This is a genomic window from Desulfocastanea catecholica, from assembly GCF_054657295.1.
This window is the reverse complement of the sequence record NZ_BAAHYZ010000002.1, coordinates 81,531-100,708: the sequence shown is the minus strand read 5'-3', so window position 1 is coordinate 100,708 and position 19,178 is coordinate 81,531. Positions and strand designations below refer to the sequence as shown.

21 protein-coding genes are annotated in these 19,178 nt (G+C 51.0%); 10 read left to right on the top strand and 11 right to left on the bottom strand.

Annotated features, from left to right (window positions below; genetic code table 11):
* Positions 1 to 16: 16 nt before the first annotated feature.
* Positions 17 to 565, bottom strand: a complete 549-nt coding sequence (locus ACYQ8U_RS02145; RefSeq protein WP_459943866.1) for a TRAP transporter small permease — start codon at positions 563 to 565, stop codon at positions 17 to 19.
* An 88-nt stretch (positions 566 to 653) separates the two neighbouring features.
* On the bottom strand, positions 654 to 1,637 hold the full coding sequence (locus tag ACYQ8U_RS02140) for a TRAP transporter substrate-binding protein (RefSeq protein ID WP_459943865.1): 984 nt from the start codon (positions 1,635 to 1,637) through the stop codon (positions 654 to 656).
* A gap of 458 nt (positions 1,638 to 2,095) precedes the next feature.
* Here ACYQ8U_RS02140 and pxpB point away from each other — a divergent pair, with 458 nt between their 5' ends.
* The 3 genes from pxpB to ACYQ8U_RS02125 all read left to right on the top strand — a co-directional run bounded on the left by pxpB (position 2,096) and on the right by ACYQ8U_RS02125 (position 4,735).
* On the top strand, positions 2,096 to 2,797 hold the full coding sequence (pxpB, locus tag ACYQ8U_RS02135; protein ID WP_459943864.1) for a 5-oxoprolinase subunit PxpB: 702 nt from the start codon (positions 2,096 to 2,098) through the stop codon (positions 2,795 to 2,797).
* A gap of 67 nt (positions 2,798 to 2,864) precedes the next feature.
* On the top strand, positions 2,865 to 3,641 hold the full coding sequence (locus ACYQ8U_RS02130) for a LamB/YcsF family protein (protein WP_459943863.1): 777 nt from the start codon (positions 2,865 to 2,867) through the stop codon (positions 3,639 to 3,641).
* Between the two features lie 32 nt (positions 3,642 to 3,673).
* Positions 3,674 to 4,735 carry a 5-oxoprolinase subunit C family protein gene (locus ACYQ8U_RS02125; protein ID WP_459943862.1) on the top strand — a complete coding sequence of 354 codons (1,062 nt, stop codon included), beginning with the start codon at positions 3,674 to 3,676 and terminating at the stop codon, positions 4,733 to 4,735.
* A 118-nt stretch (positions 4,736 to 4,853) separates the two neighbouring features.
* Here ACYQ8U_RS02125 and ACYQ8U_RS02120 read toward each other — a convergent pair whose 3' ends face one another.
* A complete protein-coding gene (locus ACYQ8U_RS02120; RefSeq protein ID WP_459943861.1) occupies positions 4,854 to 4,994 on the bottom strand; it encodes a hypothetical protein in 141 nt (46 codons plus the stop codon).
* A gap of 143 nt (positions 4,995 to 5,137) precedes the next feature.
* Here ACYQ8U_RS02120 and ACYQ8U_RS02115 point away from each other — a divergent pair, with 143 nt between their 5' ends.
* Entirely contained in the window at positions 5,138 to 6,115 is a 978-nt protein-coding gene (locus ACYQ8U_RS02115; RefSeq protein WP_459943860.1) for a malate dehydrogenase, read from the top strand.
* A 115-nt stretch (positions 6,116 to 6,230) separates the two neighbouring features.
* Here ACYQ8U_RS02115 and ACYQ8U_RS02110 read toward each other — a convergent pair whose 3' ends face one another.
* Together ACYQ8U_RS02110 and ACYQ8U_RS02105 are read right to left on the bottom strand one after the other, a co-directional pair.
* On the bottom strand, positions 6,231 to 7,976 hold the full coding sequence (locus ACYQ8U_RS02110) for an aldehyde ferredoxin oxidoreductase N-terminal domain-containing protein (protein ID WP_459943859.1): 1,746 nt from the start codon (positions 7,974 to 7,976) through the stop codon (positions 6,231 to 6,233).
* On the bottom strand, positions 7,973 to 8,395 hold the full coding sequence (locus tag ACYQ8U_RS02105; RefSeq protein ID WP_459943858.1) for a 4Fe-4S dicluster domain-containing protein: 423 nt from the start codon (positions 8,393 to 8,395) through the stop codon (positions 7,973 to 7,975). Before ACYQ8U_RS02105 ends, ACYQ8U_RS02110 begins: the two co-directional genes overlap by 4 nt.
* Positions 8,396 to 8,667: 272 nt before the next feature.
* On the opposite strand from ACYQ8U_RS02105, the gene ACYQ8U_RS02100 reads away from it, so the two are divergent.
* Both ACYQ8U_RS02100 and ACYQ8U_RS02095 read left to right on the top strand, forming a co-directional pair.
* A complete protein-coding gene (locus ACYQ8U_RS02100; protein WP_459943857.1) occupies positions 8,668 to 9,576 on the top strand; it encodes a PilZ domain-containing protein in 909 nt (302 codons plus the stop codon).
* A 54-nt stretch (positions 9,577 to 9,630) separates the two neighbouring features.
* Positions 9,631 to 9,861, top strand: a complete 231-nt coding sequence (locus ACYQ8U_RS02095; protein ID WP_459943856.1) for a hypothetical protein — start codon at positions 9,631 to 9,633, stop codon at positions 9,859 to 9,861.
* Here ACYQ8U_RS02095 and ACYQ8U_RS02090 read toward each other — a convergent pair.
* From ACYQ8U_RS02090 to ACYQ8U_RS02070, 5 genes are read right to left on the bottom strand one after another with little or no spacing between them, the layout of a single operon-like run.
* Positions 9,858 to 10,262 (bottom strand): iron-sulfur cluster assembly scaffold protein, encoded by a 405-nt coding sequence (locus ACYQ8U_RS02090; RefSeq protein WP_459943855.1) that lies wholly within the window; start codon positions 10,260 to 10,262, stop codon positions 9,858 to 9,860. The genes ACYQ8U_RS02095 and ACYQ8U_RS02090 overlap by 4 nt on opposite strands.
* Positions 10,263 to 10,306: 44 nt before the next feature.
* Positions 10,307 to 10,801: a xanthine phosphoribosyltransferase gene (gene gpt / locus ACYQ8U_RS02085; RefSeq protein ID WP_459943854.1), complete on the bottom strand. Its 495-nt coding sequence runs from the start codon at positions 10,799 to 10,801 to the stop codon at positions 10,307 to 10,309.
* A gap of 53 nt (positions 10,802 to 10,854) precedes the next feature.
* Positions 10,855 to 11,589: an amino acid ABC transporter ATP-binding protein gene (locus ACYQ8U_RS02080; protein WP_459943853.1), complete on the bottom strand. Its 735-nt coding sequence runs from the start codon at positions 11,587 to 11,589 to the stop codon at positions 10,855 to 10,857.
* Entirely contained in the window at positions 11,582 to 12,544 is a 963-nt protein-coding gene (locus ACYQ8U_RS02075; RefSeq protein ID WP_459944093.1) for an amino acid ABC transporter permease, read from the bottom strand. Before ACYQ8U_RS02075 ends, ACYQ8U_RS02080 begins: the two co-directional genes overlap by 8 nt.
* 15 nt (positions 12,545 to 12,559) lie before the next feature.
* Complete coding sequence (locus ACYQ8U_RS02070) at positions 12,560 to 13,366, bottom strand: transporter substrate-binding domain-containing protein (RefSeq protein WP_459943852.1); 807 nt, start codon at positions 13,364 to 13,366, stop codon at positions 12,560 to 12,562.
* Positions 13,367 to 13,704: 338 nt separating this feature from the next.
* Between ACYQ8U_RS02070 and ACYQ8U_RS02065 the strand changes: the two genes are divergently transcribed.
* On the top strand, positions 13,705 to 14,616 hold the full coding sequence (locus tag ACYQ8U_RS02065) for a DMT family transporter (RefSeq protein ID WP_459943851.1): 912 nt from the start codon (positions 13,705 to 13,707) through the stop codon (positions 14,614 to 14,616).
* A 60-nt stretch (positions 14,617 to 14,676) separates the two neighbouring features.
* Positions 14,677 to 15,600 (top strand): carbohydrate kinase family protein, encoded by a 924-nt coding sequence (locus tag ACYQ8U_RS02060; RefSeq protein ID WP_459943850.1) that lies wholly within the window; start codon positions 14,677 to 14,679, stop codon positions 15,598 to 15,600.
* A gap of 114 nt (positions 15,601 to 15,714) precedes the next feature.
* Here ACYQ8U_RS02060 and ACYQ8U_RS02055 read toward each other — a convergent pair whose 3' ends face one another.
* The gene (locus tag ACYQ8U_RS02055; protein WP_459943849.1) at positions 15,715 to 16,767 is read right to left on the bottom strand and encodes a sensor domain-containing diguanylate cyclase; all 1,053 of its coding nucleotides are present in this window, start codon (positions 16,765 to 16,767) and stop codon (positions 15,715 to 15,717) included.
* A gap of 106 nt (positions 16,768 to 16,873) precedes the next feature.
* On the opposite strand from ACYQ8U_RS02055, the gene dctP reads away from it, so the two are divergent.
* Positions 16,874 to 17,890: a TRAP transporter substrate-binding protein DctP gene (gene dctP, locus ACYQ8U_RS02050; protein WP_459943848.1), complete on the top strand. Its 1,017-nt coding sequence runs from the start codon at positions 16,874 to 16,876 to the stop codon at positions 17,888 to 17,890.
* Positions 17,875 to 19,158, top strand: coding sequence for a PDC sensor domain-containing protein (locus ACYQ8U_RS02045; protein WP_459943847.1), 1,284 nt, complete (start codon positions 17,875 to 17,877; stop codon positions 19,156 to 19,158). Before dctP ends, ACYQ8U_RS02045 begins: the two co-directional genes overlap by 16 nt.
* Positions 19,159 to 19,178: the final 20 nt, after the last annotated feature.

The window sequence follows — 19,178 nt, the reverse complement described above, 5'->3', positions numbered from 1 at the left end:
CGAATTCGCCTGTCGTTTAACTGTCAAGGAGCTTTTCTCCCTTTCCAGTGTAGCTCGGGTTATATCCACGGCATACAGCAACCAGCTCATCGACGAGAGCCACGGAGAGGACCACAAGACCAACAAGCATAGCAGTCTGGGGTATCCAGATAGGCACCGCAATCATTCCCGATGACAGATCATTGTAGGCATAAGAGTCATAAGTCAGCATGGCAGTATACTTGGTAAAATAGAGGGTTATAACCAATCCAAAACCGATGCACCAGATTTCTACCAGACTGTGAATTTTCTTTGGTAAACGACTGACCAGTAAGACAACCCTGATATGTGCGCCTTCCCGCAAGGTATAGGCCAGGGACAAAAAGGAGGCTGCGGCCAGAAGAAAGCCGGTAAAATCGGAGTAGGAAGGAATAGTAAGACCGATAGCACTACCGGTCAGAAGACTGCTGAGTCGATCAACTAAATTGAGCAAGACCTGGCAGACCACCAGCAAAGAGATCAAAGCGATACAGCCTGCACCAAGCCAGAAACTTGTCTTATAGAGAACGTTCAGAAACCTGCGCATATCCCCCCTTTACCGACCGTCACCGTAGAAAGTTGCAACGGCCGAAGTTCTTCAGCTAACCTGAATTAACCGGAATCAGCCGTGGACCTTACTTTGCCTGATAAGCTTCAAGAAGTGCCGCACCTTCAGGACCGGCATCTTTTTTCCATGGTTCCAAAACCAAGGTGCCAATCTCTTTTAAGCCATCCATAAGTTCAACACTTGGAGTCACTACCGTGATACCATTTTCTTTAAGGATGGCAGTCTGTTCAACGGTCTCTTTTTCACTCATTTCCCAGCCTCGTTCTTCTGCCGCTTTGGCTGCTGTCAGAACGGCCTCCTGGGTTTTCTTATCCAGCTTTCTGAAGGCCTTTTTGTTTACCACCACGATATTTTTCGGCAGCCAGGCCTGGATATCGGTGTAGTGGCTAACGAAGTCCCAAGCCTTGGAATTGGCTCCGGTGGACGGGGAGGTGATCATCGCCTCAACCTGGCTGGTGGCAAATGCCTGGGGAATATCCGGCACTTCAACCTGGGTCGGTGCGGCGCCGATCTTGTTGGCGAAGAGTTCCAGAGTGGCGTTATAGGCCCTGAATTTAATGCCCTTCAGGTCATCAACCGTATTAATGGCTTTTTTGGTATACAGTCCCTGCGGTGGCCAGGGTACGGAAAAAAGCGGCATCAGCCCCTGTTTGTCGAGCAGCGTGGTAATAATCGGCTTCTGGGCATCCCAGAGCTTTTTGGCCTCATCGTAGTTCGTCGCCAGAAACGGCTGGGAATCGGCACCAAAAACCGCCTGTTCATTGGAAAGCAGGGAGACAAAAAACTCGCCGATCGGTACCTGCCCGCCACGTACGGCATTTTTGATTTCGGGATGCTTAAACAAGGAACCGGCGGAATGTATCTTGATTGTCAGTTCCCCGCCCGTTGCCTTGGCAACATCCTCGGCAAAGATAGCGATGTTCTCGGTATGAAAGGTCTTATCCGGATAGGGGGTAGGCATATCCCAGCTGGCGGCCATAGCCCCCACTGACATCCCTAAACCAACTGCAATTCCAGTCAACACGGTCAAAGCATTCTTGCGAACATTCATACCCAAATCCTCCTGATGGTATTTTATAATTTTTAGATACTTCGACTACGCCCCCAACATGCAATGTGACAATAATCTTAAAAAAACATCACCAATGTAAATAATGGTATTGACATTCCATAATAACTTTACAAATACTACAAATTAATAAAATTTTTGTCTACATATAATTATTACACATTACTTCCCTGCTCTATAGTCTTATTTTCATATGTATTTTCTATATGTTAAACAACATGATCAGGGGGTGGAACAAAGACACAATTTCAGATATAAGGTCATCCACATTACGGGTTTTCTGTTTTTTCCAAACGCAATTTTATTGAGGACCAATAGAGCTGAGATTGAACAAACTCTCTCACTCATAGCCTCGAAAGCTGAACACTTGGGATTTTCTTTCCTTTCCCTTTTAAAAAGGAGGGAAGGGTAGGAATACAATTAATATCAACAGGTGAGCGATGATTTCTAAATTGTATGAGAAACCGATTTTTCGAATCGCCGGTGACCAAGGATTGATGATGGAATTCGGTGAAGGGATCTCGCCACATATCCATCAACGGATAAAGGCGATGCTGCTCGTCCTGGAGGGGTTAACAATTAACGGGATCGTGGAATACCTGCCAGCCTATCGATCTATAACATTTATCTACAACCCACTTCTTATCTCGTTCGGACAACTACAGGACAAGCTTGTCGATCTCTATCAAAAGGTTGGAGAATCTTCTTTACCAGCCCCGCAAATCATCGAACTTCCCGTGTGTTACGGTGGTGAATTCGGGCCGGATCTTGCTTATGTGGCAAAAAGTCACAGTCTTTCGGAGAAAGATGTCATCCTATTGCATTCCCAACCCGACTATTTTGTCTATATGCTTGGTTTTTCGCCTGGATTTCCTTTTCTCGGTGGTTTACCGGAGACGTTGCATACTCCCCGGCAGGAATCACCTAGGAAAAAGGTTCCGGCAGGATCGGTGGGTATCGCCAACGGTCAGACCGGAGTGTATCCTGTAGACAGTCCTGGCGGCTGGCAATTAATCGGCCGAACCCCCATGAAGCTGTTCGATGAAAAACGGGACGACCCCTTCCTGCTTGCTGCCGGAAATATACTTAAATTCAAGCCTGTAAGCGAAAAGGAGTATTACAGTATCACGAGGGAAGGTTGAACCGTATGTTTCGAGTGTGATCCGCCCTTTTAAACTGGATTAACTCAACTCATCTGGATGGTACGAAATGGATAAAAAAACGATGGATCTGAACTGTGACCTGGGCGAAAGTTTCGGTGTCTATAAACTAGGAATGGATGAGGCAGTGATGCCATTTATTACCTCTGCAAATATCGCCTGCGGATGGCATGCTGGGGACCCTATCGTGATGAATAATACCGTCCGATTGGCTGCTAAATATGGCATTAATTGCGGGGCTCATCCTGGATACCCAGATCTCCTAGGCTTTGGCAGAAGGGCCATGAAGTTGAACAGGGATGAACTCATGTGTTATCTTATCTATCAGATAGGCGCTCTGGAAGCATTTTGCCGAGCCAACGGTACCTCCCTCACCCATGTCAAGCCGCATGGCAGTTTATACAATACTGCGGTTGAAAGCGAGGAGACCGCTATCGCAGTGGTCGAAGCGATCTCCAAGGTCAACAGCAACCTGATCTTTGTCACCCTGGCCGGGAAGAAAGGGCAAATGATGGCACGAATCGGCCAAGAGTTAGGATTGCGAATTGCCCATGAAGCTTTTCCTGACCGGGCATATACACCGGAAGGAGCCTTGGCACCCCGCCAACAGGAAGGAGCGGTAATCACCGATCCCGATGAGGTGGTCAGAAGAGCTCTTAAAATCGCGACAGAAGGTTGTGTTGAGGCCAACAATGGCGAATCGATTGAGTTGGAAGCGCAGACGCTTTGCGTCCATGGAGACAATCCGCATGCAGTGCAGATGGTAAAGAGAATTCGAACAGGTCTGGAAGAAGAGGGTATTGAACTTTGCCCAATGCACCTGTGAACCTCCCCTCCCGATTGAAGACGAGAACAGAAATGAAGACTACATCGTACACCCTTTTTAAAGTCATCTCTCCCGGGCTATTTACTACAGTCCAGGATAAAGGACGTTTCGGCTATCAGAAATATGGGGTCCCAGTCAACGGGGTGATGGATTCCTTTTCCGCTGCTATAGCAAATATCCTGGTCGGCAATGGGGATGATTCGGCCGTCCTTGAGTGTACCGTAATCGGTCCGACGCTGCTTTGTCTGGACATTGCATATGTGGTAGTCACCGGGGCGAGCATGCCTATTCACCTCAATGGTGAAGAAATGGAAAGCTGGAGGTCATTTAGGGTTAAGGTTGGAGATGTTTTGGAATTAGGGCAGGTACAATCAGGATGCCGTAGCTATCTGGCGGTAACCGGCGGAATAGAGGTTCCCCTGATTATGGGCAGTCGATCCTGTTATGTGGGGGCTGGGTTGGGTGGTTTGCATGGCCGAGCCTTGCAAAAGGGGGACAGTATCCCCCGGGGTGTTGGAAAAATGTTGGATAAACCCAGGAGAATCCCCAGGGAGCTTGTACCAATATACTCCGAGGAGATAATTCTCCGGGCAATCCCTGGGCCCCAGGACGATTATTTCGATGAAGATTTAGATAAATTTTTTAATTCCGAGTTTCATGTAAGCCATGAGGCCAACCGGGCAGGATATCGTCTCAACGGTCCAACCATACGCCAAAAACCAAGCAAACCCGTGAGCATTATCTCCGAATCAAATGTTCCCGGTGGGGTACAAATTCCACCAAACGGCCAACCCATTATCCTCTTGACCGAGCAAACTGTGGGTGGGTATACGAAGATAGCCACTATAATATCGTCCGATCTGGATTTGATCGGACAGGCCATACCTGGCAACATTATACGCTTTCAGCGTACAGATCTTGAAACCGCCTATGCCCTCAAAAAGGGACAAAAGAGAATAGTCGACAATCTAAAGATAATAATAGACTTGATTGATGATGTAAGAGATTTGCAGCATCAATGTGCAGCAGACAACGAGAATATCTCAATTCGGCGCTTTGCTGAGCTCTATCCCGAGTGTGTCGTGAGAATTTGAAATTGATTTTACACCGTTCTTGCCACAATCGTTCAAGCCCATCCATTGAAAATGGATTGCATGGACGATTTCTTATTATTCTCTATTTTCCTTGCTAATTAGCATTGTCGGATATTGATCAATTATGAAGAGGCGATGGGAAAAATCCGGCAACGATGAGGTTTATTTGTCGTCCAATGACATTTTCATCATCAAGACTCCGGGCGGCGGCGGTTACGGCAAGATCACCACTCGAAACAGTTAATTTCTTATATTTCATATCAGCACTACTGATATGAAAATCCTGGCGGATTCGCTCCTTGAACTGGATTCCTGCCGGACATTATGGTATCTTGCCTCTGTTTTGTGCGTAACAAGACGTTTTTGTGGTATAATCCGATACTTTTTGCCAAGGAGAACCAAATGAAAACCCCAGTACGTGTCGCAATCACCGGTGCCGCCGGACAAATCAGCTATTCCCTTATCTTCCGTGTCGCATCGGGTGATATGCTCGGAAAAGACCAGCCGGTCATTCTGCAGCTCCTCGAAATCCCACCGGCGATGGGTGCCCTGGCCGGCGTGGTCATGGAAATCAACGACTGCGCCTTTCCTCTGGTTGCCGGTATCATCCCCACCGACGATCCGAATGTTGCCTTCAAAGACGCCGACTACGCGCTTCTGGTCGGCTCACGACCACGTGGTCCCGGCATGGAGCGCTCAGACCTGCTCAAAGCAAACGGCGCCATCTTCACCGTTCAGGGCAAGGCGCTCAACGACCACGCCAGCCGTAACGTCAAAGTGCTGGTTGTCGGCAACCCCGCCAACACCAATGCCTTCATCGCCATGAAAAATGCCCCGGATCTCAATCCCCGCAATTTCACCTCGATGATGCGTCTTGACCACAACCGTTCTCTGTCGCAGATCGCCACAAAAACCGGCAGCCATTCCACCAAGGTGGAAAAAATGGTCGTCTGGGGCAACCATTCCGCCACCCAGTTTCCTGACATCAGCTATGCAACGGTGGATGGCGTTCCCGTGAAAGACAAAGTGGACAACGACTGGTATGTCAAGGAATTCATTCCGACGGTTCAGCAGCGCGGCGCGGCCATCATCAAGGCTCGCGGCGCCTCCAGTGCCGCTTCCGCGGCGTCTTCCGCCGTCGATCATATGCGTGACTGGGCTCTCGGGTCAAATGGCGACTGGGTCAGCATGGGCGTCTTCAGTGCCGGCAACAGCTACGGCATCAATGAGGACATCATGTACGCTCTGCCCATCACCTGCGAAAACGGCGAATGGAAAGAGATCAAGGGTCTGGAAATCAGCGATTTCTCCCGTAAAATGATGACCGCGACCGAAGCGGAGCTGCTCTCCGAGAAAGAGGCTATTGCCGACCTGCTGTAACACTGCCTGTACCACTGTCACAGTTCAACATATTCAACAACAAAAGGCAGCTTCCCGCTTGACGGGATGCTGCCTTTTTTCTTATAAAGATTACGAGGTCACAGTCTGCTGCCACTCAACCGGCAGCAATAATTGTCTGAATCCTTCTGCCGTACTCTTTTTTAAGGTCGTCAAGATAGGTCTTATCGACCTGCCCTTTCCATGTCTTGACCTGATAAAAACGTTTCGGAATGGAAAAATTATCCGGATTAAAGCCGGTCTGGGCCCGCACCTGCCAGCGCAGGGTGCGAATATGCTCGGCGACCTTACCAATCGATCCGGACAAGGTATCGAAGCCGACAGTCCGCAGACACTCTGCCAGCTGTTCTTCGCTATAGACGGATCGGGCAAAGAGACAGCCGACCATCGAGGTAAGAAACGCCCGGCCCGGCTCATCGGCGAGGAGAAAATCAACCGCGCGCGTCACATCCTGGTCCTTATTCTTTTGGTCATAGCTGTAGGCCCCGGTGTCCAGATGGGAATGCCGGAAACCGAGGGTCTGCGCGGCAAAGAACAGCTCACCGGTGGCGTATCCGGCCATCTCCTGGCCGAGTACACAGGCAAAGTCGCCGCCGCCATACACTGCAGACGCCTTCAGCGTTCCCTGTCCGAGCAGACGATAAAAGTCGTTGCTGCCCCGGCCGAGATGCCTCGCCGCCTGCTGGTAGGCTGCAGCATCGCCAAACGCCAGGGGCACGAGGGTTTCTTTCTCGGAAAGCAACCCCTGTTCGATGGCCTCCGTCGCCCAGCCAAGGGCGACCCCGCCGGACATCGCATCGAGGCCGACCTTTTCCATGACCTCAAGGATGCGCAGCACATCGAAACTATTGGTCACGCCCAGCATGGTCCCGGCGGCAAAGATCGGTTCGTAGTCATAGGCCACCTGGTGATAATGATAGCGGTTGTCCTCGACCATCTTTTCCCGGATAAAGCCAATGTGGATGCAGCCGACCGGACAGCCGGAACAGGCGCCGTTACGCAGAAGCGTCTGGTCGGCAAAGCTGTTGCCGGTAATTGTCGCGATGCCCGGGTCACTGGTCCGCTGCAGATTTCTCCAGGGCAACGATGCTATATCATTGAGCCCCTGCAGATTCGCCGCCGTTCCGAGATTATGATATTTGCGCATCATGTCGGTGGAGGTGACTTTTTTATAGATCTCCTCATACAGGCTGGAATACTCTTTTCCAACTGGAAGGGTAAAATCACTTTCTCCCTGGATGACGATGGCTTTGATGTTTTTAGCGCCCATCGCCGCCCCGCCGCCCATTCGACCGAAATGACGGTAGGTGTCGACATTGATACAGGCCATGGCGGAACCAAGCTCGCCGGAAGGACCGATGCGCATGATCGAACGGTGACCGCTGCCGCCCTTAAACATCCGCCGGATGAGTTTTCCGGAACTTTCCGCGTCCATGCCCCGGAGAAAGGTCGCATCTCTCAGCTGCAGATGATTCGCGCCGATACTCAGACAGCTGAGCTTTTTTGCCCTGCCGACAAGAACCAGGGCATCATAATCAGAGAAACGCAGGGAGAGTGCGGCGCGCCCTCCTGCATGACTTTCGGTGTATTCGCCATGATAATTCGATTTGAACGAACAGACCATCTTGCTCATCAACGGGAATAAACCGGTCAAGGGACCAATGGCAAAGATCAGGGGCTGGGCCGGATCGTTCCAGGGGAGCTCCGGTTGACCGTATTTGACATAGAGCAGGGCCGCAAGGCCGCTCCCTCCGGCCACCTCGTTGCGACCGTCGAGCTGGACGACTTTTCCTTTGCCGACCGTAGTATCTATCAAGAGAATACGAAACTCTTCTCTTATCATACGACCACCTCTTCAATACTGCTGCTTTCAACCATTTCCAGGCAATTCTGCGGGCAGAATGGTACACATCGGCCACAATGGATACAGACATAGACATCACCCATGCGATCCTGGTAAATGGCGTCCACCGGACAGGCATCGACACATTTTCCGCACTGAATGCACAATTTTTTCTTGACGATAACCCCGCCTCCGGGCCGTTTTGTATAGGCACCGGTCGGGCAAACCTCGGCGCAGGGCGGAGGATCACAGGCCAGACACCTGTTGGCGATAAAACCGGTGGACACCCCGCCGGAAGATTGAATGCGAATCCCCGCGGTATTCCAGGAAATCCTTTTGTGCACCAAACGTGCGCAGGCCAGCGAGCATGACTGGCAACCGATGCACTGATCCATACGTGGGGTGGTTAGCTGTTTCATATTCTCTTTGGTTCTCCTGAGGCCAATCAATACCATGGCAATGCAAGCCTCATCATATACAAAAATAAGTGAAAAATAACTACCCAATCACAAAAAACGTAGCCCCACTTCTTGTTAATTTCCAGTTTCTCTTTTTTGCGACCATACCTGAATGGCAAAATGCCAAAAGATATCTTCCATTTTCACTCCAGCTGCCTTACATTCACAAGAGGATTTTCTTAATTGTTACTTAATTTTTCCTCTGTTAAAGCTATCTGCATCCTTTGGCAACAATGACTGACGACATAAAGCAGCGACTGCACCAGTTTTTTCCAGCAGAGACCTTCCCGCTCGCCGAGGTAGAACTGGCACTGGAAAAAGGGGATATCCTCAGCACAAAGGAGGCAATTCTGCCTTTTTTGCAGACCGCCCTGTTCGACGAAAAGGTGCTGGAGATTGAGCTCGACAGCTTACCGCGCACCTATTTTTCCAGGCTGAAAGACGATCTGCCCGACGTAAAGGAAGACGAAGAGGATGCTGAGGAGGGTTCTGTTCTGCCGGAGGAAGACGAGTACAGCCAAGGCAATTATTTAAAGGTAATGCGCCATATTATCACCTTGCCCCTGGAACCAGGGCTCGGTAACCTGCACCTTCGCCATTCCCGCTCCATCGTTTTGCGTATGTTTACCAACACCTACGCCGTGGAACTTGCCACGACCTTTCTGGAGCTGACCACGGTCGGCGATCTTCCTGTGCTGAAACTGGCCTACCCCACACTGGCAAGAAAGGTCTACAATGCCCGGGAGTTTCGGGCAAAAGTCCCGGAAAGCCTGAATTTCATCGTCACTGTTGACCTTGACGAAGAACTCTCGGAGCTGGAAACAAGACCTGTTGATATCAGCAATAAGGGAATGGCCTTTACCGTGAGCAAGGAAGAACAGAAAATGTTTCCCATGGAAAAGACGCTTACCCTGAAACTTTATATCAAGGATGAACTCCAGACAATGCTTGATGGAACGGTCAGACACCTCTCCAAGGTGCGAAAGCGAGGCGGCATCGAATATGTCTGCGGCGTCGAGTTCGACCTGGCAACGCGAACACTGGCTGCGGTGGTCGCATCTCTGGTCGCGTCCGTGCAGCGGGCCCATCTCAACGATCTGGCCAAAAAATCGGATGCCAGCGGCATCAACCTGATAGCCTGAAGCGCATGGGACATGCGACATTACAACACAAACAACTCTGCAGGAGAGAAGGCGATGGTCAGATTCAGCGTGCACAACCTGGGTGAACATACCATAGACAATATGGTCGTCAGCGGCCCCTTTGCAGCAGTCGTCATGGAAATGGCCGAGCTGTTCCTCGCCGCCTATGCCGGACCAGCCGATGGTGATCTTGACTATCACTTTGCCGAGTATATCATTAAGAATGCCTACGGCCAGGGACAAATACTCGAATGGACACCGGCATCTTCCGGGCCAATACATTAAGAAGCTGTCCGAGAATGTCCTTTTGCGCAATCGGCCAGCGCCAGATAGAGCGTGCCAACGGCCAGTTCGGCACAATGGTGATGATCTTCCGGCAAGGTTTCAAGAAACTCGATGACCGCGGCCGGCGTAAGCTCCCAGCCTTGCTCCAATGGTTTTCCTTCGACAAGAACGGCCACGGCATTCGAGCAGGCATTAGTATTGGTACAGCCGTCCAAGATAAAAGTCAGCCGCTCTATGATCCCTTCTTTTACCGACAGATACATGGTGATGGTATCCCCGCAGTCCCCGGTCTTTCTGCCGACACCAGCGGCATTTGCCGTCTCCATCCTCCTGTCCCAGAGATTGGCCATGACCAGGAATTGTTCGGAATGATCCTGCCAGTAATCAAATTTTTTTTCCATTGGTGTATTCCCAGATTTTTACGCGCTGCTTCCTGCTGCCCGTCTTACTTGTCACCTTTTTCCCTGTCTGCGAGCGGGACAACAAACTGGGATTCGGTATCCCAGGGAAAGAGAATCCAGGTATCCTGACTCACCTCGGTGATAAAAGTATCGACAAGAGGACGACCGGCGGGTTTTGCATACACCGTGGCAAAATGGGCCTTCGGCACAATTTCCCGGACTACCTGGGCGGTACGCCCGGTATCAACGAGGTCGTCAAGGAGCAGCCACCCCGCCCCGTCCCCTTCAAAAGTCTTCAAGGTATCCACTTCGCCCTTTCTGTTTTTCCAGTCATAACTGGATAGACAGATGGTATCAATCAAGCGGATATCAAGCTCCCTGGCGATGATCGCGGCCGGAACCATGCCGCCACGAGTGATGGCGATTATTCCCTTGAAATCAGCTAAATGCAACAGTCGCCAGGCCAGCGCCTTGGAATCCCGATGCAGTTGATCCCAGGAAATCGGGTATGTTTTTTTGTATTTTTCCTGTGCCGACATAGTGCTTCCTTCTCTTACAACCTGTGGCTGACGCTTGACAGCAAAGCCTGCATTTAAAGAACCTGTTTCAAGAACAGCTTTGCCCTTTCTTCCTTGGGATTGGTAAAGAAATGCTCAGGAGTTCCCACTTCGACCACCTTGCCTTCATCCATAAAGATAACCCGGTCGGCCACTTCACGGGCAAAACCCATTTCATGGGTAACGACGATCATGGTCATCCCTTCCCGGGCAAGCTGTTTCATGACATCGAGCACCTCGCCGACCATTTCCGGATCAAGGGCCGAGGTTGGCTCATCAAAGAGCATAACCTTCGGATCCATGGCCAGTGCCCTGGCAATCGCCACACGCTGCTGCTGTCCGCCGGAAAGCCGTGATGGATACTCCGAGGCTTTTTCCGGGATACCAACTTTCTTCAACAGTGCCTGGGCCTTTTCCTCGGCCACTTTTTTGCTGCGTTTTCGAACGCGACACTGGGCCAGGGTAAGGTTTTCCAGCACCGTCTTATGGGGAAACAGGTTGAACTGCTGAAAGACCATGCCAACTTCGGCGCGCACTTTATTGATGTTGGTCTTTTTGTCGGCGAGGTCGACACCATCTATTATAATGTGCCCCTCGGTAAAGGTCTCCAGGCCATTTATGCAGCGGAGAAAGGTCGATTTACCGGAGCCGGAGGGACCGATAACGACAACCACCTCCCCTCTTGCCACTTCTGTCGACACCCCGTCGACGGCCCGGACGACACCCGAACGGCCATCAAAAATTTTCACAACGTTTACGGCTTTAATCACTGACGGCAAGCCTCCGTTCCATATAGTAAACAAGTTGTGACAGCACTGAAGTCACCAGGAGATACATCGCCGCGACGACAAGCCAGACTTCGAAGGTGGCAAAGGTCGAGGTAATAATTTCCCGTCCCGATTTTGTCAGATCGGTTATGGCAATAACCGAAACCAATGAAGAATCCTTGATCAGGCTGATAAACTGTCCGGACAACGGCGGCAGGATTTTTTTAAAGGCCTGGGGCAGAATGATATCCCTCATGGTCTGGAAGGCAGTCATGCCAAGCGACCTGGAGGCCTCCATCTGCCCTTTTGGGATACTCTGCACCCCCGCACGAACAATCTCCGCGACATAGGCCCCGGCAAAAAGCGCCAGCGCCCCGATACCACAGACATTGCGGCTGAGATTAAAGACTGTACCGAGGAAAAAATACGCGATAAAAATCTGTACCAGCAGAGGCGTTCCACGGATACATTCCACGTAGATCATCGCCAGGCCGCGGAGGGTAATATTTTTCGAAACCCTGGCAATGCCGGTAAAAAGCCCGAGAAAGAGGGCAAAAAAACTGGAAATAGCCGAAAGCCAGAGCGTCGTCCATAAGCCGACCATAAGGGGACCAAGTCGCCAGTTTTTTTCAAAACCGACGATATCACCTTCGAATAGCTCCTCGCCTTCAGACACCTTCAGGCTGTCCGATACAACTTTGATAATTTTTTCTTCAGATGTCTCGGAGATCAAGGTAACTCGAGCGGTCGCCCCATTCTTGACAACGGACCCCACCTTGCCGTCAAAAGGAATCTTTTGTACATCATCCGCGAGGTAAAAAAAATACTGCGGCACCCGATTCCATCGCCACTTATAATCAATTTTTTTAATTGCACCCCAGGTACCGGCGGCCACCCCAAGCAGGATGGCCACCAGGAGCAGTTTCCAGGGCCATGTCTTATCTCTGGCTTTCAAAATTGCGCTTCCTTTTTTTTACTGGATCTCTTTCAACCAGGCATCATCATGAAACCACTTGTCATAAATCTTGTCATAGACGCCGTCGTATTTGATCTGGCTCATGAAGTTATTTAACCAGTTCAAGAAATCGGGATCTCCGCGGCGAATAGCCCAGGCAAGAGGTTCTTTGGTGAAAGGTTCGTCAAGATGAACAAATTTTCCTTCCCCTTTTTGGGCCTGAGCGATGGCATTGAACGGCAGATCGTAAATAAATGCATCAATCTTGCCGTTGGCGAGTTCCATGACGCCTTCCTGCTCGGTCTCGTAAGAGATATATTTGGCATTAGGAATCATGCGTTTAGTAGCCTGCTCACCGGTGGTACCGAGTTTAGAGGCGATGGTATATTTGGCATTGTTCAGATCACTGTATGATTTGACCTCATCGGCCAGTTCTTTTTTCAGCAGGACCGACTGGCCGATAAGAATATACGGGGTGGCAAAATTGACGGTCAGATTTCTTTCCTGGGTGAGGGTCATCCCGGACATGAGGATATCAAACTTATTGGTCAGCAGAGCCGGAATAATGCCATCCCAGGCAGTAGAAACCAGTTCCAGCTCGACTTTCATGGCTTTGGCCATTCTTTTGGCCATATCGACATCAAAACCTATAATTTCGCCTTTTTTGTTGGTTAACTCAAAAGGCATATAGCCAGGCTCCATTCCGACGCGCAGGGTTCCCCGCTTCTGGATCTCCGCCAGGGTATCTGTTGCAAAGACACTCCCAGTGGAAAGGGTGAGCATCACAGCCAGTGCAACGGCCAAGAATAATGACATTTTTTTCATCTTCATCTCCTTTTTTGTTTATGAAATAGAAGGACATCCCCTGAAATACCCCGTGCACACTAACTAACCAGATATCCACAACTTCCTTGCGTAACAAACTCCAGAACAAATCTCAAGGATATTCTCAGCACTACGCTTATTACCATGATTTCGAACATTTCTATATAAGAAATCTTTATAGCCGCCCTTGCCCGCTTACAATAAAGTCTCTTTTTATCTTCCCTGCCATTCCCTGCGAGATATTTCGGCGCAGATCGTTTAAGTTCAGAAATTTGACATAATTTGTGCTTCTATTTAAATCATATGCCCCTTCTTTCTTCCCGGCAGGCTACCCACCGATGCAAACTGAAAATTCACTTCTGACATACCTGGCTCTGGCAACGGCGGTTCTCTTCTGGGGACTGTCTTTTGTCGTCACCAAGATTGCCCTGCAGAGCTTTTCCCCTTTCTGTCTCATTTTCTTTCGCTTTTTTACCGCGGCGATTTTTTTCATTATCCTGCTCTGGCGTACCGGCTTCCCGACACTTACCCGAAAAACCTGTCAATCCCTCCTGCTGCTGGCCCTCATGCAGCCCGGTCTCTACTTTCTCTTTGAGACTTTTGGCCTGCAGTACACCTCGGCGACGAAGACATCCTTGATCATCGCCACTATTCCCATTGTCGTCCTGATGCTTTCCGCACTCTTTTTAAAAGAACGGCTCCGCCCCATCAATATGCTCGGCATTGTCTGCTCGCTCACCGGAGTGGCGATGCTCGTTTTCGGCGGCCGGGTGCAAACGGCGCTGCACGGCATGATCTTCGGCGATATGCTGATTTTCGGTGCGGTCCTCGCCGCCTCGGTCTATATGATCATGACCCGGAAACTAGGCGAATCACTCTCCTCGCTGCAGATTACCGGCATGCAGATTATTTTCGGTGCCCTGCTTTTCTTCCCCCTCTTTCTCTGGGATCTTCCCCAGCTCAACTGGCGGGCAGTCTCCAGGGAATCCCTCATTGCTCTGATCGTTTTGACGGTTTTTGCCACGATCGGCGCATTTATTTGCTATAATTATGCCCTGACCAGAATTGCCGCGGCGCGGGCCGCCGTCTGCATCAACGGCATCCCGCTGGTAACTGCCTGCGCCGCATGGATATTGCTTGGAGAAACCCTTACAGTCCTGCAACTCATGGGCGGGGCACTCGTCCTGGCGGCAGTTTTTCTGGCCAACCACACGCCAAAAATTGACGCCATTGCCAAAATGGCCCATTGACAATGGGCTTGCTTCGAATAAAACACAATCCACCCACAACCCCAACGCAAGGCTTACCCGATGAAGAACATATTTATCTCCGGCTCACTCGCCTACGATCGTATCATGAATTTTCCCGAGAGCTTTTCCGACCATATCCTGCCGGATAAAATCCATAGTCTCAACGTCTGCTTCCAGGTGGACGGGGTGACGGAAAACTACGGCGGCACTGCCGGCAATATTGCCTATGCCCTCAGGCTGATGGGCAAGAATTCAACCATCACCGCCACCATCGGCAGCGACCACCATAACTATTTTGCCTGGCTGGACAAGCATAATATTTCCCGGGACGGCATTACGGTGATCCCCGAGGAACTGACGGCCGGGGCCTATATAACGACGGATAAAAGCAACAACCAGATTACCGGCTTCAATCCCGGGGCGATGAAATACTCCTCCAACCTCGACATCGAGGGACTCGACGCCAAAGAGACGCTTCTTCTGGTCTCGCCCGGCAACCTGCTCGATATGATCAACTATCCAAAGATCTGCAAGAAAAAGGGTATCAGGTATATTTTCGACCCCGGCCAGGCCCTCCCGGTGCTCCAGGCACAGGATCTGCTGGATGTCATTACCGGCTGCACGCTCCTCATCGTCAACGATTACGAATTCAACCTGATCATGGACAAGACGGGGCTGACGAAAGATGGGCTTCTCGCCCTTGCCGAAAATACCATTATTACCCTGGGCGGTGCCGGTTCAGAGCTCTATGGCCAGGACGGCACATTGTCCATCCCGTCATTCAAGCCCGCCCGGGTGGTTGACCCGACCGGCGCGGGAGATGCCTATCGAGGCGGGCTGCTCAGCGGCTTAATGAGCGGCAGTGATCTGCAAACCAGCGCCATACAAGGCAGCGTCTGTGCCTCCTTTGCCGTTGAATGCAAGGGCACCCAGGTTTATTCGTTCACCCCCGAGGAATTCAACGATCGCCTGCGGGCAAATTAACAGCGCACGGCATACTTAACAGGAGAGGTGCCGGGCATCTCTCCTGTAGTTGTTACTGCAAGTCATTCGATCACTGTCATACCATTTCCTTACTTTTGCGTTGTGCAGCAACTCTCACCCGAGAGTCAGGCGATTTCTGCCCTTGGTTTTACTCTCATACAAAAGGATATCAGCCCTTTTGAGCAGGCTGTCGATGGTATCGGTTTCCGTCGCCATCGTCGCTCCGAGTGAAATATTGACGCTCAGCTTGTGGTTTTCATGAACGATGTAGGAATGCTCGATTAACACCCGCACTCTGTTGCCAAGTAGAGCGAGATCCTCCCCGCCGGTATTGCCGATAAGGCCGATAAATTCTTCCCCACCCCAGCGGCCGTAGAGATCAAAAGGGCGTGAATTAACCGTGAAGGTATTGGCGACAAACTGCAGGATCTTATCGCCGACATCATGGCCGTAGACATCATTGACCTTTTTGAAATGATCGATATCGATAAAAAGAATGCCGAACGGTTCCCTGTACCTTTTTAATTTTTCAAAGCGGGCGTAAAACTCTCTTTCCAGATAATTTCTGTTGGCAAGCCGGGTGAGGGTATCGAGCATGGCAAGTTTTTCAAGTTCCTGCACCCTGGGGCTATTGACCAATATTGTACTCATATCGGTAAACAATTCTAAGCCGCCAAGAACCTTGCCCGCTGAATCGCACAAGGTGCTCACCCGGACAAAAACCGGCACCCGATGACCCTCCTTATGATGCAGATAGACTTCCGCCTCACGCTCCCGGCCATCGGCGATGCTTGCCGCCAGCGGGCAGGATCCAAAACAGAGAGATTTCCCCTCCCCGTCGACATGGCAGAGGATATTGTCGGCGCAGGATCTGCCGACAACCTCGGCTGCGGAAAAGCCGGTTATCCGTTCCGCCCCTTTGTTCCAGTAGGTGATTGTTCGGTTGGTATCGACAAAGTACAAACCGTCATGGAGATTATCCAGAATGCGGGCGTAGGTCTCATGATCAAGCTGCATGGTGTCCTTGTGGGGGGCGAATGTTGCTGTTAAAAACCTGCTCCAGCTAAAACTACCTGAAAAAAATCGATAGCGCGACAATATGTTCTCATCCAAGCACGGCAGACGCTCTTTTGCCAGCGAATAGGGCCGGGGGACGACATTTATCATTGAAATTATACTTCCAGTAGATAACTATGAGGGTTTCGCTCAGCCGACCCGGAACATGGGTTTGCCATTAAAACAAGCTGTCAACAGCCCCACCAAAGGTACTGTCGTGAAATATCTTCCACTGCTGTCTGCTCTTCTCGTTCTGCAAACACTCCTTGCCCTCGGCCATACTGCGGCAGCAGGGCTGCCGGTCATGCGCATCTCGGTCGAAAATACCGCGACGCACGTCGAGACCCAGGCCGTAAGCCGTTTTGCCTCGGCCCTGCAGGAAAAGCTGCAGGACCGCATTGATGTCCAGTTCTACCCAGACGCCCAGTTATTCAGGGATAAGGATGTTGTCCAGGCCCTGGGGCAAGGAAAAATCGAAATGGCGATTCCGGGAACCTGGCATCTGGCGGCACACGAACCGAGTGTCGGTATTTTTCTGCTGCCGTGTTTTTACGGCAGACCGGCCGAAGTGAATTATCATTTCCTCGCCGGAGAGATTGGCCGGGCAATCAACGAACGCATCGAAAAGCGGTTGCCGGTAATAGTGCTCGGGCGGTGGATTGATCTGGGGCACGCACATCTGTTCAGCATGGAGAAAAAAATCCGTCGTCACGAGGATATCCATGGTCTGAGAATCAGGGTCGCCGGAGGCGTGGCAAACGAATTGCGCATCAGCGCCCTGGGTGGGATTCCCGCAAGTATCGCCTGGCCGGACTTGCCGGAATATATGCGTCAAGGAAAGATCGACGCTGTTTTAACCAGTTACGAAACCATTGAAAGCGCAGGGCTGGAAAACAAGGGCATTCGCTATGCGTTTGAAGACAGCCAATATTTCCCGCAATACGTGCCCCTTGTGCGCGGTTCTTTTTGGCGAAAACTTTCCCCGGAAATACAGGATGTTATCCGCCAGACCTGGGAAGCGCAGGTCGATAGTGCCAGAGCCGAGGCGGCAGCAGCGCAAAGTAAGGCCAAAAAAGCACTGTTGGAAAAAGGAATGGAAATTGTTGTGCCCGAGTCAGCTGAGCTTGAAGTCTGGAGAAAAAAACTCTCCGTAACACAGGACGACTTTGTCCGGGCAATGCATATTGATCCCGCACTGGTAGAGAAAATGGTGGATATATGTCAAAGCAATTAGCCGACGACGGGGGTGATTTTCGGCAGACTGGGAGCCCCAAAGGGCTTATCATCCTGCTGACCTTTCTGGTCGGCGCCATTATTCTTGGACTGACCATATCGTCTCTGTACCGGGAAAAAAAGAGTTCTTTGCAGGCAGCGGAAACGAAGACCAGCGCCCAGGCGCAACTGCTTGGGGAAAGTGCGACAAGCACGCTGTACGATGTCGACCTGATCCTGCTGGCCACTAAACATCTGCTCGAAGACGACACTGTCGAGGAAGGGACTTTCCCGCGAAGTATCGAAATGTTCATCCGGGCACAGCTGAATTTTTTGCCTCAGGTGACCGGCATGGCGTATCTTTCGACGACAGGTAAATTACTCTATAGCAGCGGCACATGGGAAGAATCGGCATTGCCTTCGCTGATTGCCCACCGGGACGAGTGGCTGGAGTTGTTCGTCGGCGCCACACAGCAGGGGGATGATGCACGTATTCTTCTCAGCCGTCGGGTGGAAAATCGAGCTGGAGTATTTATCGGCGTGCTTGCCGCTGAAATCGCCCCCAACTTCTTCTACCAAAAATACGAGAACTACCTTGGCATCGATGTTGCTGCCATTGTCCTCTTCAATATTGACGGAACGGTTCTGTCCGGATGGTACAATGATCACCAGGGGCAGCATAGCTTTGCCGGTATCTCCCTGCAGGATGTGCCGCTGTTTTCCTCGCTGGCGAAATCTTTGCCGCTTGCCGGCGGCCTGCAATTGTATGACGACAGCGCAAATGTCATCTCCACCTCGCAGTTGACCGACTTTCCCTTCCATATAGCCGTAGCCGGCAGCAAAGAGCTCGTCCTGGCCAAATGGTTGGCTGCGGCCAGGAAAAATCTGGCGGTTCTTGCAATCAGTGCCTTGCTGGCCGGAGCGACGACGATGCTGGCCTGGTCACACCGGAAAAAGAGGTGGCAGGCGGAAAACCAGCTTCGTCTGCATCAGCTGCACCTCGAGGAGATGGTCGAAGAGCGGACGAAAAAAATCTCATTGATGAACAAGGAATTGCTGCAAAAAAACGAGGATCTGCAGCTGGCCATGACGGAGATCAACACCCTCAGCAGCTTTTTGCCCATCTGTTCGCATTGCAAGAAAATCAGGGACGACAAAGGCTACTGGAGCCAGGTGGAAGAGTATATCGGCTCACGGACCGGCACGCAGTTCAGCCATGGCATCTGCCCCAGGTGCGCCGCCATACATTATCCGGATTTCTATAATCACGACAAGACAGATGATGCCTGACAGCACACCATTGTCTCTGC